Source organism: Amycolatopsis suaedae (assembly GCF_004214935.1).
In the GTDB taxonomy this organism is placed as follows: Bacteria; Actinomycetota; Actinomycetes; order Mycobacteriales; family Pseudonocardiaceae; genus Amycolatopsis; species Amycolatopsis suaedae.
This window is the reverse complement of the sequence record NZ_SFCC01000007.1, coordinates 328,923-344,767: the sequence shown is the minus strand read 5'-3', so window position 1 is coordinate 344,767 and position 15,845 is coordinate 328,923. Positions and strand designations below refer to the sequence as shown.

15 protein-coding genes are annotated in these 15,845 nt (G+C 73.1%); 14 read left to right on the top strand and 1 reads right to left on the bottom strand.

Annotated features, from left to right (window positions below; all coding sequences use genetic code 11):
- Positions 1 to 72 precede the first annotated feature (72 nt).
- Positions 73 to 801 carry a TetR/AcrR family transcriptional regulator gene (locus EWH70_RS16120; RefSeq protein ID WP_240687005.1) on the top strand — a complete coding sequence of 243 codons (729 nt, stop codon included), beginning with the start codon at positions 73 to 75 and terminating at the stop codon, positions 799 to 801.
- A 5-nt stretch (positions 802 to 806) separates the two neighbouring features.
- Here EWH70_RS16120 and EWH70_RS16115 read toward each other — a convergent pair whose 3' ends face one another.
- Positions 807 to 2,603 carry an AMP-dependent synthetase/ligase gene (locus tag EWH70_RS16115; protein ID WP_130476204.1) on the bottom strand — a complete coding sequence of 599 codons (1,797 nt, stop codon included), beginning with the start codon at positions 2,601 to 2,603 and terminating at the stop codon, positions 807 to 809.
- A 123-nt stretch (positions 2,604 to 2,726) separates the two neighbouring features.
- On the opposite strand from EWH70_RS16115, the gene EWH70_RS16110 reads away from it, so the two are divergent.
- The 13 genes from EWH70_RS16110 to EWH70_RS36495 are packed head-to-tail and all read left to right on the top strand — an operon-like array spanning position 2,727 to position 15,647.
- Positions 2,727 to 3,170 (top strand): polyketide cyclase / dehydrase and lipid transport, encoded by a 444-nt coding sequence (locus EWH70_RS16110; protein WP_165436293.1) that lies wholly within the window; start codon positions 2,727 to 2,729, stop codon positions 3,168 to 3,170.
- Between the two features lie 21 nt (positions 3,171 to 3,191).
- Positions 3,192 to 3,551, top strand: coding sequence for a YciI family protein (locus EWH70_RS16105; RefSeq protein WP_130476203.1), 360 nt, complete (start codon positions 3,192 to 3,194; stop codon positions 3,549 to 3,551).
- The gene (locus tag EWH70_RS16100; RefSeq protein ID WP_130476202.1) at positions 3,551 to 4,753 is read left to right on the top strand and encodes an RNA polymerase sigma factor; all 1,203 of its coding nucleotides are present in this window, start codon (positions 3,551 to 3,553) and stop codon (positions 4,751 to 4,753) included. The genes EWH70_RS16105 and EWH70_RS16100 overlap by 1 nt, the downstream gene beginning before the upstream one ends.
- A gap of 47 nt (positions 4,754 to 4,800) precedes the next feature.
- Positions 4,801 to 6,363 carry a cation:proton antiporter gene (locus EWH70_RS16095; protein ID WP_130476201.1) on the top strand — a complete coding sequence of 521 codons (1,563 nt, stop codon included), beginning with the start codon at positions 4,801 to 4,803 and terminating at the stop codon, positions 6,361 to 6,363.
- Between the two features lie 54 nt (positions 6,364 to 6,417).
- On the top strand, positions 6,418 to 6,876 hold the full coding sequence (locus tag EWH70_RS16090) for a hypothetical protein (protein ID WP_130476200.1): 459 nt from the start codon (positions 6,418 to 6,420) through the stop codon (positions 6,874 to 6,876).
- A 27-nt stretch (positions 6,877 to 6,903) separates the two neighbouring features.
- Positions 6,904 to 7,695: a metallophosphoesterase family protein gene (locus EWH70_RS16085; protein WP_130476199.1), complete on the top strand. Its 792-nt coding sequence runs from the start codon at positions 6,904 to 6,906 to the stop codon at positions 7,693 to 7,695.
- 20 nt (positions 7,696 to 7,715) lie between these two features.
- Positions 7,716 to 8,153, top strand: coding sequence for an SRPBCC family protein (locus EWH70_RS16080; RefSeq protein ID WP_130476198.1), 438 nt, complete (start codon positions 7,716 to 7,718; stop codon positions 8,151 to 8,153).
- A 1-nt stretch (position 8,154) separates the two neighbouring features.
- A complete protein-coding gene (locus EWH70_RS16075) occupies positions 8,155 to 9,303 on the top strand; it encodes an ArsA family ATPase (RefSeq protein WP_130476197.1) in 1,149 nt (382 codons plus the stop codon).
- A complete protein-coding gene (locus EWH70_RS16070; protein WP_130476196.1) occupies positions 9,300 to 9,713 on the top strand; it encodes a hypothetical protein in 414 nt (137 codons plus the stop codon). The genes EWH70_RS16075 and EWH70_RS16070 overlap by 4 nt, the downstream gene beginning before the upstream one ends.
- Before the next feature lie 20 nt (positions 9,714 to 9,733).
- On the top strand, positions 9,734 to 10,666 hold the full coding sequence (locus EWH70_RS16065) for an ROK family protein (protein ID WP_130476282.1): 933 nt from the start codon (positions 9,734 to 9,736) through the stop codon (positions 10,664 to 10,666).
- The gene (locus tag EWH70_RS16060) at positions 10,663 to 11,058 is read left to right on the top strand and encodes a PIN domain-containing protein (protein ID WP_130476195.1); all 396 of its coding nucleotides are present in this window, start codon (positions 10,663 to 10,665) and stop codon (positions 11,056 to 11,058) included. The genes EWH70_RS16065 and EWH70_RS16060 overlap by 4 nt, the downstream gene beginning before the upstream one ends.
- Positions 11,059 to 11,100: 42 nt before the next feature.
- A complete protein-coding gene (locus tag EWH70_RS16055; RefSeq protein ID WP_130476194.1) occupies positions 11,101 to 12,870 on the top strand; it encodes an HSP90 family protein in 1,770 nt (589 codons plus the stop codon).
- Positions 12,867 to 15,647 carry a hypothetical protein gene (locus tag EWH70_RS36495; RefSeq protein WP_130476193.1) on the top strand — a complete coding sequence of 927 codons (2,781 nt, stop codon included), beginning with the start codon at positions 12,867 to 12,869 and terminating at the stop codon, positions 15,645 to 15,647. Before EWH70_RS16055 ends, EWH70_RS36495 begins: the two co-directional genes overlap by 4 nt.
- Positions 15,648 to 15,845: the final 198 nt, after the last annotated feature.

Genomic DNA, 15,845 nt, shown 5'->3' with positions numbered 1-15,845 from the left:
GTACGCAATGCTAGACTAAACAACCGAGTACGACGTACGCAACTGGGTTTCACGAGTGATGGAGGACACGGCTTGGCAGCCGAGAACACGGGCGGACCGTGGGACATCTGGATGCGGCCGGAGCGCCCGGCGCGCGGGCCCGCGCCGACCTACAGCCGCGAACGGATCGCCGCGGCTGCCGTCGCCATCGCCGACAAGGAGGGCATCGAGGCGGTGTCGATGCGCCGCGTCGCCACCGAGCTGGGCACCGGCGCGATGACCCTGTACCGGTACGTCCACAACAAGGACGAGCTGCACGAGCTCATGATCGACTACGTGATGGGTGAGGACGCCCTGCCGGACAAGACCGGCGACTGGCGGACCGACCTCGCCGCCTGCATCCGTGACCACCGGACGCTGGTGCTGACGCACACCTGGCTACCCCGGCTGATGGCGAAGGGCATGGCGCTCGGGCCGAACACCCTGCGCGGCATGGAGTACGCGATGTCCATTGTCGACGGTCTGGGCATGACGACCGACGAGATGATGGAGACGTTCGGGATCGTCATGTCGTGGGCGGACGGCTTCGTCCGCTCCGAGCTGGCCCAGCGCGAGATGCTGGAGCAGAGCGGCATGACCCACGAGGAACTGCAGACGGCGATGGGTGCCTACGTCGAGCACGTGCTCGGCACCGGCAAGTACCCGATGTTCGCCCGCATCGTGTCCGAAGCCCGCTTCCGCGACGCCGACGAACGGTTCGAGCACGGCATCACGCTGCTCCTCGACGGCATCGAGGCCAACCTGCCGCCGCGCGCCGGCTGACGGCGTCAGGCGGTGTAGAGCGTCTCGATGTCGGTGGCGTAGTTCTTCGTCACCACGTTGCGCTTGAGCTTCAGACTCGGCGTGATCTCGCCGCCCGCCTCGGTGAAGTCCTTGGGCAGGATGGTGAACTTCTTGATCTGCTCGGCGTGCGACACCATGCCGTTCGCCTCGTCGATCGCCGCCTGGATCGCCGCCCGCAGGTCGGAGTCGCCGGCGAGGTCGGCGACGCTCGCGTCCTCCGGCTTGCCGTTCTGCGACTTCCAGGCCGGGAAGAACTCCTCGTCGATGGTGACCAGCGCGCTGATGAACGGCCGCTGGTCGCCGACGACCATCGCCTGGCTGATCAGCGGGTTCGCCCGCAGCGTGTCCTCCAGGCCCGCGGGCGCGACGTTCTTGCCGCCCGCCGTGACGATGATCTCCTTCTTCCTGCCGGTGATCCGCAGGAAGCCCTCGTCGTCGAGCTCGCCGAGGTCGCCGGTGTGGAACCAGCCGTCGCGCAGGGACTCCGCGGTGGCGTCGGCGTTGTTCCAGTAGCCGCGGAACACCACGTCGCCGGACACCAGCACCTCACCGTCCGAGGCGATGCGTACCGACGTCCCGGCCACCGGCCGCCCGACCGTGCCGACCTTGAACGCCGACTGGGTGTTGACGTTGGCCGCGGCCGAGGTCTCGGTCAGCCCGTAACCCTCGAACACGGGCACGCCGATGCCGCGGAAGAAGTGCGCCAGCCGGGCACCCAGCGGGGCGCCGCCGGACACCGCCGCCACGCACCGGCTGCCCAGCGCGGCCCGCAGCTTGCTGTACACCAGCTTGTCGAACACCGCGTGCTTGACCTTCAGCCCCAGCCCCGGCCCGCTGCCGTCGCGGGCCTCGCTGTAGGCGACGGCGGTCGCCTCGGCGGCGTCGAAGATCTTGCCCTTGCCGTCGCCGTGGGCCTTCTGCTTCGCGCTGTTGTAGACCTTCTCGAACACCCTGGGCACCGCGACCACGAACGTCGGCCGGAACGTGCCGAGGTCGGCGACCAGGTTCTTGACGTCGGCCGTGTGCCCCAGCGTCACCCGCGCGCTGAGCGCGGTGACCGCGATGGCCCTGGCCAGCACGTGCGCCAGCGGCAGGAAGACCAGCAGCGAGTTGCCCTGTTCCATCAGCTGCGGGAAGGCGGCGATGTCGGCCCGGATCTCGGCCAGCAGGTTGCGGTGGGTCAGCTCGACGCCCTTGGGACGCCCGGTGGTGCCCGAGGTGTACACGATCGTCGCCAGCGCGTCGGCCGGGACCGAACGGCGGCGGTTGTGCAGGTCGTCGTCGGACAGGTCCTTGCCCAGCGCGGTGAGCGTCTCCACCGCGGGGGAGTCGCCCTCGATCTGCCAGGCGTGAGCCAGCTCACCCAGCCGCCCGCGGACCCCGCCCAGCGTGGCGGCGTGCTCGGCGGTCTCGACGATGACCGCCTTGGCGGACGAGTCGGACAGGATCCAGTGCACCTGCTCGGCGGCCGACGTCTCATAGATCGGGACGGTGACGCCGCCCGCTGCCCAGATGGCGAAGTCGAACAGCGTCCACTCGTAGCGGGTCTTCGACATCAGCCCGACCCGGTCGCCCGCCTCGATGCCCGCGGCAACGAGGCCCTTCGCCACGGCGAGCACCTGGGCGGCGAACTCCCGTGCGGTGACGTCCAGCCACGACCCGTCGACCTGCCGACGGAAGCTGATCACGTCGCCGAAGCGCTCGGCGTTCGCCCAGACGACATCGGCCAGGTTCTCGTCCTGGTCGACCTTCGGGCCAGCGGGGGCGCTGTATTCGCGCACGGCAACAAACCTCCGTGTCCAACACCGGCATTGGTGTTACTCGCCGGTTAACTTAGCGTGCTGGGCTCACCTTGGCCATGGTGGTTGCCCGACCGGTGGCGAGGTCATGACATTCTGCATGCCGTGTCCGAATCCAACCAGGTGCCGCCCGCGATCGACATCGTCGACGAGACGTTCCTCGCGGTTCCGCCGAGCACGGTGGCCGCCGTCTTCGCCGCTCCCGGATCGTGGACACACTACTGGCCCGACCTCGTGCTGCGGGTCTACACCGACCGCGGGGACCGGGGGCTGCGCTGGACCGTGCGGGGCGCGCTGACCGGCACCATGGAGATCTGGCTGGAAGAGGTACTCGACGGCACGCTGCTGCACTACTTCCTGCGCGCGACGCCGGTGGACCCGCTGGGCAACCCGCTCCGGCTGCGGCCGGCCCAGCTGCGCCGCGAGGCCGACCGCAGGGCGCGGGCCGCCAAGGCCATCGCGCTGGGCCTGAAGCTCCAGCTCGAGGACGGCCGCGCACCCGGCGTCGCCCCGGTTGTCGAAAACCTGCCGCCACCGTTCGTGAAGTAGGTGAACGGAAGGAGTCCGGACATGCGGTACGCGATGTTGGTGTGCGGTGACATGAGCGCCTGGGAGAAGCGGGTCGCCGAGGTGGGGCCCCGCGACGGCGAGGAACTCGGTGCCTGGTTCGCCAAGTGGGGTGCGGCCGGCAAGCTCGCCGAGGGCGGTGCCGAACTGGAACATCCCCGTACCGCGAAGACCGTCCGCCTCGGCGGCGACGGCGGGCTCGCCGTGTCCGACGGGCCGTACGTGGAGCTGAAGGAGGTCGTCGGTGGCGTCATCCTGCTGGAGGCGGCCGACATCGACGAGGCGACCACGATCGCCGCGACCTGGCCGGGCGTGGTGAACGGGATCGCGACGGTGGAGGTCAGGCCCGTGCGGGCCGAGTAGTGGGCGACGTCGGGCGGGTGTGGCGGGAGGCCGGCTCCGGCCTCCTGGCGACGCTGGCCCGCCGGCTCGGCGACCTGGAACTCGCCGAGGACGCACTGCAGGACGCCCTGGTCGAGGCGATCGAGCACTGGCCGGACCGGCCGCCGCCGAACCCGGCGGGCTGGCTGGCGACGGCGGCGTGGCGCAAGGCCGTCGACCGGCTGCGCCGGGCGAGGACCGGCGACGAGAAGCTCGCCCTGCTGGCCCGGGTCCCTGCCGGCCCCGGGCCCGCCGACGACCGGCTCGCGCTGGTGTTCGCCTGCTGTCACCCGGTACTGGCCGTCGAGCATCAGGTGGCGCTGACCCTGCGGTCGGTCTGCGGGCTCACCACCGAGCAGGTCGCGGCCGCGTTCCTGCTGCCCACGCCGACCGTGGCCGCGCGGGTGACCCGGGCCAAGCGGCGGCTGCGTGAGGCGGGGGTCCGGTTCGTGCTGCCGGAGCCGGACGAGCTGGGCGGGCGGCTGGACGCCGTGCTCGCCGTGGTCTACCTCGTGTTCAACGAGGGGTACCTGGCCAGCCGGGACACCGGCGACCGGCCGGACCTGGCGGACGAGGCGCTGCGCCTGGGCCGCGGGCTGGAGCTGCTCATGCCCACCGAACCCGAGGTGGCCGGACTGGTGGCGCTGATGGAGCTGCACCGGTCGCGCGCGGCCGCCCGCTTCGACGAGACGGGAACCCTGGTCCGGCTCGCCGACCAGGACCGCGCCCGGTGGGACGGCGAGCTGGCCGGCCGGGCCGTCGCCAGGCTGAACCGCGCGTTGTCGGCCCGCAGGCCGGGGCCGTACCAGATCCAGGCGAGCATCGCCGCGCTGCACGCCGAGGCGGGCGACTTCGCCGACACCGACTGGCGGCAGATCAGGGTGCTCTACGAGCTGCTGTTCGACCGCTCACCCTCACCGGTGGTGCTGCTCGGCCGGGCCGTCGCGACGAGGTTCGTCCACGGCGCCGCCGCGGCGCTGCGGGAGACCGACGAACTCGGTGACCGGCTCGGCGACTACCGGTTCCTGCACGCGCTGCGCTCGGAGCTGCTGGAGGAGCTGGGCCGCGACGCCGAGGCGGCGGCCGCGGCCGAACGGGCGCTGGCGCTGTCGGCCAACGGCGCCGAACGCGAGCTGCTCCGCGGGCGGCTGTCGGCGTTGCGCGAGCGCCTCGACGCGCGCTGAGCGATCATTCTCCGTGACGTCCGGCTGCGCGGGGTGAGGTGACGGCGGTGCAGCTTCTGCTCGTGGTGGTGGGTGCGATCGCGGTGACGGCGCTGGCGCACCGGAAGGGCATGCAGCCCTCGCTCGTCGTGGTCGTGCTCGCGGCCGCGGCGTCGTTCATCCCTGGGCTGCCCCGGTTCGAGCTGGACCCCGAGCTGATCCTCGGCGTCGTGCTGCCGCCGCTGCTCTACTCTGCGGCGCTGAACTTCTCCTTCCCGACGTTCACCCGCAACCTGCGGCCGATCCTCGGACTGGGCGTGCTGCTGGTCGCGGTGTCCACACTGGCCACCGGCGTGGTCGCCTGGTGGGTCGTGCCCAGCCTCACGCTGGTGCCCGCGCTCGTGCTCGGCGCGGTCGTGGCGCCGCCGGACGCCGTGGCCGGGCTGGCGGTGGGCAGGCGGCTGGGGCTGCCGAAGCGGCTGATGGCCGTCCTCACCGGCGAGAGCCTGGTCAACGACGCCGCGGCGCTGACGATCTTCACCCTCACCGTCGCGGCCGCCACCGGGGACCACGCGTTGTTCGACAACCCGGTGCTGCTGTTCGCCTACGGCACCGTCGTCGGCTGCGTGGTCGGGTTCGTGCTCGGCGCCGCCGTCCACTGGATCCGCATGCGGCTGGACGACAGCGGGCTGGAGACCGCGCTCGGCCTGGTGGTCCCGTTCGGGGCCTACCTGCTGGCCGAGGAGCTGCACGCGTCGGGTGTGCTCGCCGTGGTCATGGCCGGATTCGTGCTCGGGCACAAGAACACCGAGGCCGGGTTCGCCACCCGGCTGCAGGCACGTCAGGTGTGGGCGACGCTCGACGTGCTGCTGGAGGCGTTCGTGTTCGCCTACATGGGCCTGCAGTGCCGGTTCGTGTTCGCCGACCTGCCCGCGGGCAGCTGGCCGGGCTTCGCGTTGTCGGCCGTCGCCGTGCTGCTGGTGGTGCTGCTCGTCCGTCCACTGTGGATGTTCGTGGTGTACGGCTGGAGGTGGCTGACGCACCGGCTGTTCCCGCGTAGCCGTACGCCGATGCCGTCGGCCAGGCAGCTCGTGGTCGTGTCCTGGATGGGGATGCGCGGCGTGGTGACCCTCGGGGCCGCCGCCGGTGTGCCCGAGTCGGTGCCGGGGCGGGAGACCATCCAGGCGCTGGCTTTCGTGGTCGCCGTCGGCACCCTGCTGATCCAGGGGCCGACCCTGCCCTGGCTGATCCGGAAGCTGGACATCTCCGCGCCCGGCGAGCAGGCCGAGGAGGAGGCCGAGGGCCACCGCGCCCGGGAGGTGGCGATGGACGCCGTCCGCCGGGAGATGGCCGGTCTCTACCGGCAGCCGCCGCCCGGGGTCAGTCCCGAGGTGGTGGAGCTGATCAAGCAGCGCTACCTCGCCGCGGCCAAGGCGCGCAGGGCCGTCGACGACGACATGGACAGCAGGGTGCGCAGCCTCCGCGAGGCGTCGGTGTCCGTGCGCCGGACCCTGCTCGCGGCGCAGCGGCGGGCGCTGGCAGCGGCCCGGGACGACGGCAGCCTCGACGACGAGACCGTCCGCCGTGAGCTGGACCGCCTCGACTACGAGGAGGCCGCGGCGATGCGCTGACCGTCGCCGGTCCGCGGAACGATTTGGCGGCCCGCCCGCGGGTAGCCCGTGGGCATGAGCGAGAAACACGCGGTCCGGCAGTTCGCGGCGGAGCTGGTCGACGGAGCGAGGTCCGGGCGCCACGACGACGTGGCCGACGCCCTGGAGGTGCTGGCCCGGTCCGACGTGCCGCAGGTCCACGCCGCGGTCCTCGCCGAGCTGGTCACCGGCTGCGCTTCGCTCGTGCGGCCCCGGTGCCCCGCCGGCGCCGGGGTGTTCACTGTCGACGTGACCGACGAGTCCGCGAGCCGGGTGGAGGTCGACCGGCTGCCCCGCGCCGCCCTCGCCGCGCTCCGGGCGCTGCTCGCCGAGCTTGGCGGCGACGGGTCCGGCCGGGACATCCAGATCGCGATCGCGGCGGGTGCGGGCCCGGCCGAGGTCGTCGCCGCGATCACCCATCTGCTGCTGTGGCACGTCGAACTCGACGAGGCCCCCGAGGCCGCCCTCCCGCCGCTCACCTGCCTCGCCGACTGACCGGCATTGTCGCGTAGATTTCGTGGCATGCGGGTTCATGTCGTCTCCGACGTGCACGGCAACGCCGAGGCGCTGGCCAGGGCGGGGGAGGGCGCCGACGCGTTGATCGTGCTGGGCGACCTGCTGGACTTCGTCGACTACGCCGAGCACGGCAACGGCATCCTCGGCGCGCTGTTCGGTGCCGAGGCGGTCGGGGAGTTCGCCCGGCTGCGCAGGGAGGGCACCCGGGACGAGACGGTCGCCTACTCGCGGTCGTTGTGGGCCAGCCTCGCCGACCCGGCCGCCGCCGTCGACGAGGCCATCCGGGAGCAGTACGCGACGCTGTTCGCCGCGATGACCGCGCCCACCTACGCCACGCCCGGCAACGTCGACACGCCCGACCTGTGGCCGGAGTACGCCGGTGCCGGCGTCCAGATCCTGGACGGTGAGGCCACCGAGATCGGTGGGCTGCGGTTCGGCTTCGTCGGCGGTGCCCTGCTGCCGCCGGGCGTCACCGCCCCGCGGCGCAGCCCGGTGTGGCGGCCCTACCTGCGGTCCCGCGACGACTTCGCCGCCGCCGTGGCCAAGCTCACCGACATCGACGTCCTGTGCAGCCACATCCCGCCTGCCGTGCCGGAGCTGACCTACGACGTGGTGGCCCGCCGCGCCGAGCTGGGCTCGGTGTCGCTGCGGGAGCTGATCGCCGAGGAACAGCCGCGCTGGTCGCTGTTCGGGCACGTGCACCAGCCGCTTGCTCCGCGCACCCGGCTCGGCCGCACCGAGTGCCGTAACGTCGGTCACTTCAAACAGACCACTCGCCCCTACGTCCTGCGCTGGTAGCAGGCGGTAGCCTTGCCGCCATGCCGGAGGAGCAGTCCACGCAGTCCATCGAGGTCGACGCGTCGCCGGAACGCATCATGGCGGTGATCGCCGACTTCCCCGCCTACCCGGAATGGGCCAAGGCGGTCCGGGAGACCGAGGTGCTCGCCACCGAGGGCGACCGGGCCAAGCAGGTCAAGCTCACCCTGGACGCGGGGCCGGTCAAGGACGTCTACACCCTGGAGTACGACTGGGCGGCCGACGGCCTCTCGGTCAGCTGGCACCTGGTGAAGGGGCAGATGCAGAAGGCCCAGCGCGGCCGCTACCTACTCGAACCGCTGGGCGCGGACCGGACGAAGGTCACCTACACGCTGTCGGTGGAGCTGGCGCTGCCGATGATCGGCCTGCTGCGCCGCAAGGCCGAGAAGATGATCATGGATACCGCACTCAAGGAGCTCAAGCGCCGGGCGGAGGGCTGACTTGCGCATCCTGCTGTTCACCGGCAAGGGCGGCGTCGGGAAGACGACGCTGGCCGCCGCCACGGCGGCGTCGGTCGCCGGCAGGGGTGCCAAGACGCTGGTGGTCTCGACCGACCCGGCGCACTCGCTCGGCGACGCCTTCGGCGCCGAGGTGGGCAGCGAGCCCTCCGAAGTGGACACCAGGCTGCACGTGGCGCAGGTCGACTCCCGTGGCCTGGTCGACGACTCCTGGCAGAGCCTGCGGTCCGAGCTGCGGGCGGTCCTGGCCGGCGCGGGCATCGACGCCCTCGACGCCGAGGAGCTGACCGTCCTGCCCGGTGTGGACGAGCTGCTGGCGCTGACCGAGGTCCGCAGGCTGGCCGAGTCCGGACCGTGGGAGACCGTGATCGTCGACTGCGGGCCGACGGCGGAGACGCTGCGGCTGCTGTCGCTGCCCGAGGCCGTCTCGGGCTACCTGGCCAGGCTGTTCGCCCGGCCGTCGCGGCGCTGGAGCGGCATGTCCGGGCCGGTGCGCAGGCTGACCGCGCACGTGGAGTCGCTGCGGACGCTGCTGACCGACCCGGCGGTCACGACCGTACGGCTGGTGCTCACGCCCGAGCGGGTGGTGGTCGCCGAGACCCGGCGCACGCTGACCGCGCTGGCCCTGCGGGGCATCCGGGTCGACGGTGTCGTCGTCAACCGGCTGGTCCCGGCACCCGGGATCTGGCGGGGCGCGGCGGCGAACTGGCTGCGGACCCGGCGCGGCCAGCAGGACAGGGTGGTCGGCGAGCTGGTCGCCGCCGGGCTGCGGCCGACGCTGGTCGAGCACCGGGCCGCCGAGCCGGTGGGGCTGGCCGCGCTGCGCGACATCGCACAGGATCTGTACGGGGACTCCGATCCCCTCGCGGGCAGGGGCAACGAGGCCGCACCGCTGCTGAAAGTGTCCGAAGTAGAGGATGGTTTCGAGCTGCGCGTCGCCGTCCCGCTCGGCCGTGAGTCCACTGTGGACCTGGCGAGGGTGGACGACGATCTCGCTGTCACCGTGGACGGGTTCCGCAGGCTGATCGCACTGCCGGAACTGTTGCGGCCCTACCGGATCACCGGCGCCGAGTCCGATGCGGACGGTCTGGTGGTCAGCCTCGCCCACGACCCCGATCGGAAGGGCCGATGACCGAGCGCGACGAGTACGACGTGACCAGCCTGACCGAGGAGATCCGGCTGCTGGTCGAGATGGTGGTGGAGCGCGCGGCGCCCTGGCTGGAGAGCCTGGTCGCGGCCGGTCACGGCCAGGACCGCGCCGAGCCCCCGGAGACCCAGCACGGCCCGGCCTGCGGCTGGTGCCCGCTGTGCGCGGTGGTCGCCGTCGTCCGCGGCGAGCGGCCGGAACTGGTTGCCAGGGTGCTGGAACAGGCCGCGCAGCTGGTCGCACTGCTGCGGGCGGTACTGGCCGACCGGTGGGCACCGGAGGAGGGCATGCACATGCCGGGCTTCACCCCGGCCGGTGCGCCCGCGCCGCGTGAGCCGGCGCGGTCGGAACGGGTACAGCGCATCCCGGTGCGGCGTCGTGAGGAAAGGCCGTAAAGAACTTGTTGGCGATCGGCGTGGACGTCGGCGGCACCAGCGTGCGCGCGGGCGTCGTGGACGAGCAGGGTGCCCTGCTGGACACCACGAGGGTGGGCACTCCCAGCGACGAAGGCGCGCTGGAGGACGCCATCTCCGGCGTGGTGGAGGAACTGCGGAACCGGCACGACGTCGCCGCGGCCGGGCTGGCCGTCGCGGGCTTCGTCGGCACCGACCGGCGCACGGTGATGTTCGCGCCGCACCTGGCGTGGCGGGCCGCCCCGGTGGCCGAGCGCATCGCCAAGCGGGTCGGGCTGCCGGTGACACTGGAGCACGACGCCAACGCCGCGACGCTGGCCGAGCACCGGTTCGGTGCCGCCCGCGGGGCGAAGGTGGCGGCGCTCGTCGCCGTCGGCACCGGGATCGGTGCGGGGCTGCTGCTGGACGGCGAGATCTACCGCGGCGCGCACGGCGTCGCCCCCGAGCTGGGGCACCTGACCGTGGTGCGGGGCGGGCGGCCGTGCCCGTGCGGCAAGTACGGCTGCTGGGAGCGCTACTGCAGCGGCACGGCACTGGCCGCGACCGCCATCGAGTTGCTGGCCAAGCACCCGGGACGCTCGACAGTGCTGGCCAGGGAGGCGGCGGGGGACCCCGGCTCGGTCACCGGGCGCAGGGTCGCCGGGGCCGCCCGCGACGGTGACCCGATCGCGCAGCTGGCCATGACCGAGCTGTCCCGCTGGCTGGGCGAGGGGCTGGCGCTGGTCGCCGACGTCTTCGACCCCGAGGTGATGGTCGTGGCCGGCGGGGTGTCGGAGTCGTCGCCGCTGTTCCTGGACGAGGCCCGCGAGCACTACGCGGCCGCCATCACCGGGTCCCGGCACCGCCCGCTGGCCCGCATCCGGACCGCGCAGCTCGGCGACGACGCGGCGATCGTCGGCGCGGCCACCCTGGCGAGGGAAGCCGCCGCCCGGTGACGCTGGTGCTGCTCGTCGACGCCGCGAACGTGGTGGGTTCGCGGCCGGACGGCTGGTGGCGCGACCGCGCCGGAGCGGCCACCCGGCTGCGGGACCGGCTCGCGGCGCTGGTGGCTGGCGGCGTCGACGGGGCGGCATTCGGACTGCCCGGCAGGCAGATGCCGGTGGTGCGGCTGGTGGTCGAGGGTGCGGCGGGCGGTGTCCGGTCCGCCGGTGGTGTCGAGGTGGTGACCGCGGAGCACGATGGTGACACCACGATCGTCCGGCTCGCCGAGGCGGCGCGGCCGGACGAGCACACCGTGGTGGTCACCGCCGACCGTGAGCTGCGGTCGCGGGTCACCGCGGCGGGGGCCGCGGTGGTGGGCCCACGCACCCTGCTCGACCTGTTGTGACGACCGGCTAATGTTCTGCCTGCCACTCGTTTGGGGGACATCGTGAACCACACGTTCCAGGTCGACCTGCGAGGTGTGGTCGACCTGCTCAGCCACCACCTCTACTCCAGCCCGCGCGTGTACCTGCGTGAGCTGCTGCAGAACGCCGTCGACGCGGTCACCGCGCGCCGGGCCGCCGAGACCGACCCGCCCGCGCGGATCGAGATCACCGTGGACGGCACCACCCTGACCGTCACCGACACCGGCGTCGGGCTGACCGAGGCGCAGGTCCACGAGCTGCTCGCCACCATCGGCCGCAGCTCCAAGCGGGACGACCTCGGGTTCGCCAGGCACGAGTTCCTCGGCCAGTTCGGCATCGGCCTGCTGTCGGCGTTCCTGGTCGCCGACGAGGTGGTCGTCGTGACCAGGGCATCCGGCGCGGAGGCCGTCGAGTGGCGGGGCCGCGCCGACGGCACCTACCGGATCGCGCCGGGCAGCCGCGACGAGGTGGGCACCACGGTCACGCTCACCGCGCGGCCCGGTTCGGAGCAGTGGTTCGCCGAGCCCACGGTCGTCGAGCTGGCCCGGCTCTACGGCTCGATGCTGCCGTTCGGCGTCGTCGCGTGCGGGCAGCCGGTGGCGGGCGAGGGCACGCCGTGGCGCCGGGACGACCGCCCCGCCGGCACCCGCAAGGCCGACCTGGTCGGCTACGCGCAGGACGTACTCGGGTTCACCCCGTTCGACGTCATCGACCTCGCCGTGCCCGAAGCGGGCCTGACCGGCGTCGCCTACGTGCTGCCGGTACCGGCCAACCCCGCCGAGCGGGCGGGGCACCGGGTGTACCTCAAGCAGATGCTGCTCACCGAGAGCGCCACCGGCCTGCTGCCGGGGTGGGCGTTCTTCGCCCGGTGCGTCGTCGACGCGGCCGAGCTGCGGCCCACCGCCAGCCGCGAGGCGCTCTACGACGACGGCCTGCTGGAGAGCACCCGGGAGGCGCTGGGTGCGCAGCTGCGTGGCTGGCTGGTCGGGCTGGCCCGCACCGACCCCGCCCGGCTGGCGCGGTTCCTCGACGTCCACCACCTCGGCGTGAAGGCGCTGGCGCTGCACGACGACGAGATGCTCGGCCTGGTGGACCAGTGGCTGCCGATGGAGACCAACGTCGGCCGGATGACGCTCGCCGACTTCCGCGCCCGCCACGGCGAGGTGCGGTTCACCGCCACCACCGACGACTTCCGTCAGCTCGCGGCGGTCGCCGGGGCGCAGGGGATGGCCGTGGTCAACGGCGGCTACACCTACGACTCGGAGATCATCAGCAGGCTGCCGGTCCTCGACCAGGATCTGGTGGTGAGCAGGCTGGAGCCCTCCGACGTGATGACCCGCCTGGCCCCGGTGAACCCCGGGACCGAGCTGGCGCTGCGGCCGTTCCTGACCGCCGCGCAGCGGGCGATGGACCGGATGGGCTGCGAGGTGGTGCTGCGCGCGTTCGAGCCGGCGACGCTTCCGGTGCTGTACCTGCTCGACCGCGCCGCGGCGTTCCAGGCCGAGCTGCGGTCCACAAGGGACAGTGTCGACGACCTGTGGGCCGGTGTGCTGGGGGCGTTCGAGAAGCCCGAGCAGAACCGGCCGCAGCTGGTGCTCAACCACAACAGTGCGCTGGTGCGCCGCGTCGCCGCGCTCGGCGAGCCGGATCTGGTCGCGCTCGCCGTCGAGGCGCTCTACGGGCAGGCCCTGCTGCTGGGGTACCACCCGATCCGGCCCGCGGACGCCGCGCTGCTCAACCGATCGTTCCTCGGCCTGCTCGACCAGGCCGTCCCCGCCGAGGAGGCCCCGTGACCCAGACCGAGGACGAGCTGTGGGGCAGGCTGGAGCGCGCCCAGCAGCTGCCGTTCGGCGCCGCGCGGACCGCGCTGGTGGAGGAGGTCGTGCGGCACGCCGACGCCCACAACCTGGCCGAACTGCGGTACGCCGCCCGGCTGTACAGCATCGAGGCCTACACCTACGGCGGTGAGCCGGCCAAGGCGTTCGTCCCGTTCGCGTGGTGCCTGGCCGCGCACGACCGCGGCGAGGCCGACCCGCGTTACGACTACCACCTGCTCTGGGATTTCAAGGGCATGGTCGGGAAGATGATCTCGTTCCCCGAGGTGTCGCTGGAGCAGATCCGGGGCGTGCTCGACCAGATGGAACAGCGTTACCGCAAGGCCGGGCACACGATGAACCCGGTGCACCAGTACCGGGAGCTGGTGGCCAGGCACGTCGGCGACCGCGAGGAGGCCGCCGAGCAGTACCGGCTGTGGTGTGCCGCGCCGCGCGGGGAGATGTCCGACTGCGTCGGCTGCGAGCCGGGGGAGAAGGTCAGCCACCTGGACTGGCTCGGCCGCCACGAGGACGCCGTCGCCGTCGCGTTGCCCGTGCTCGGCGGGGAGTTCACCTGCCGCGAGCAGCCGCACGGCATCCTGACCGACCTGCTGTTGCCGTACCTGCACACCGGCAGGCACACCGAGGCTGCCGAGGCGCACCGGCGGGCGTACCGCGCGATCCAGCACGACCGCGCCAAGCTCGGGGCGGTGGCCTCGCACCTGCGGTTCTGCGGGCTGTCCGGCAACTCCGCGCGGGGCCTGGAGCTGGTCGGGCGGCACCTGGGCTGGCTCGACGAGGCCCCCACCCCGAACGCGGACATGTGGTTCTGCGCCACCGCGGCGTTCGTCCTGCGGCTCGTCGCCGAGGCTGGGCATGCCGACGTCACGGTGTTCCGGCCGGCTCACGGTGACCGCCCGGCGGGCGAGCCGACGGTCGCCGCGCTGCACGCCGAGCTGAGCGAGCGCGCGCTCGCGCTGGCGGCGCGGTTCGACGCCCGCAACGGCACGTCCCGGCAGGGCGACACCATCCGGGCCACGCTGGAGGCCGAGCCACTGCTGGATCACCTGCCGCTGTCCGGTCCGGCACGGGAGGCGGCCCGGCTGGCGACCGAGCAGGCTCCGCGGCCGGAACCGGTGAACCTGCCCGACCGGCCCGAGGACCTGGCCGACGTCGCCGAGCGGCATGCCGCCCTGTTCGACGACGAGGCCGCCGCGGCGGCCTGGCAGCGTTTCGACGAACTGTGCCCCGAGCCGGACCCGCGCCTGGCCGCCCGGCGGGAGATCGGCAGGGGGACCCAGCTGGCCGAAGCCGATCCGGAGGCCGCCGAACAGGCGTGGCGACGGGCCGCCGGGCTGTACGCCGAGCTGGGCGACGAGGCCAGGGTCGCGGCCACGCGGTCGCGGATCGGGCTGCTGATGTGCCGCACCGAGCGGGTCGACGAGGGGCTGGCCGAGCTGGATGCCGCCATCGCCGAGCTGACCCGGCTGGCCGGTGGGACCGCCATGCTGCTGCGGGCGCGGCTGCGGCGGGCCTGGGCGCTCAGCGACGCCGGCCGGGGGGACGAGGCGATCGCCGAGGTGCTCGAGGTCGACGGGCTGGTCGATGACGTCGCCGACGCCGAGACGCTGGCCGCGAGCATCTCGTTCGCCGCGGCGCAGCTCCTGGGGGACACCGAGGACGAGCGACGCCGGCTGGCGCTGCCGCACGCGGCTCGCGCGGCGGAGGCGTACGAACGGCTCGGTGCCGGTCGCGTCCGGTACGCCACCTATCAGCTGCTGGGCAGCCTGCACGCCGGGTTCGGCGAGCTGGAGGCCGCCTATCCGCGGTTCGTCGCGGCCACCGGGGTGGCCGAGCCGGGGCCGAGGGCGGCCGCCGAGCACATGGCGGGCCGGGTGGCGATGGAGCTGGAGCGGCCGGAGCAGGCCCACCAGCACCTGGTCGCGGCCGTCGCGGGGTTCACCGCGCTGGGGGAGCGGGTCATCACCGCCCATATCCAGGTCGATCTCGCCGGAGCGGCGTTGATGCTGGGACTGGCCGAGGAGGCCGCCGACGCCGCCGAGGAAGCACTGGACCTGGTGATGGACCCGGAGACCGCGGACACCGCGCGGTTCCGGCTGGTCGGCGCCTACCGGATGCTGGAGCAGTTCGAGCCGGCGCTGAAGCTGCTGGACGAGCTGGCCCAGCGGTGTGCCGACAACGGCAACTCCGCCGGTCTGGCACAGATGCACGGACTGGCCGCGAGCATCCTGGACCGGCTCGACCGGGACGCGGCCGCCGCCCAGCGGCACCTGGCCGCGGCGGGGGCACTGCGCGAGGACGACGACCGGCTCGCCGAACTGGACCACACCCGGCAGGCAGCGTTGTCCTGGCACTGGGCGGGCGAGCGTGAGCAGGCGCGGGCCGCGTTGGCCGAGGCAGACCGGCTGGCCGCCGAGCACGCGGCCGGTGACGAGCCGCCGCACCGCTGGCTGCGGGCGATGCTGGACTACGACGCGGCACGTGTCCTGTCGGCCGTCGACGACGTCGCCGAGCTGGGGCCCGCCACCGAGCGGGCGGCCGCGGCGGCGGACGGGTTCCGGGTGCTGGAGGACGTCGAGCGGGTGGCGGCGGCCGAGGTCCTGCGCGGCCGCCTGCTCGCCGACCAGGGCCGCCCGGCCGAGGCGGAGCCGATCGTGGCGGCGGCCCTGGCCTCCCTGCCGGACGACTCGCCCCAGCGCCCCCGGGTGGAGGAGTACCTCGCCACCCTGCGCTGACCGCATGTCGTGAGGGTCGCTCCGGGTGCTGTCCGCCCCCAATGTGGCATTGGGGGAGTTCAAGTTCCCCAATGCCACATTGGGGGAGTTTGCTGGGTCTCTTTCGTGGTGACGGCTGTGTCTGCTGGGCCGGGTGTGACTGGTGAGGCCGCGACGCCGGGGCGGGGTGTTCGTGAAGGCCACCTTCATCACATGAGA